Here is a 311-nt window from a genome sequence, read left to right as displayed (position 1 = left end):
TGTGTAATGCGAACCTTGATCGCTGTGATATATCACATTCTCAGGCTTACCCCTTAACTCAAATGCCATTTTCAAAGCTTTACAGGTCAGCTCACTATCTGGTGATAATGACAAAGCCCATCCAACAGGTTTGCGGGAAAATAAGTCTAAAACAACGGCTAGATAGGCCCAACGATTACCGACCCAAACATACGTCACGTCGCCACACCACACTTGATCTGGTTGAGTTACTGCAAACTGTCGATTAAGCGTATTGGGGATTGCAACATGCTCTTGTGTCGCTTTCCGATAAGAATGCTTAGGCTGCTGAC

1 protein-coding gene is annotated in these 311 nt (G+C 45.0%); it reads right to left on the bottom strand.

Annotated features, from left to right (window positions below; all coding sequences use genetic code 11):
- The coding region (locus FW758_RS24915) for a DDE-type integrase/transposase/recombinase (RefSeq protein WP_446446861.1) at positions 1–311 on the bottom strand (311 nt) is incomplete at both ends.

It is taken from the genome of Shewanella sp. 1180_01 (genome assembly GCF_052850535.1).
The sequence above is the reverse complement of the archived record's forward strand: the minus strand, read 5'-3'. Positions and strand labels throughout refer to the sequence as shown.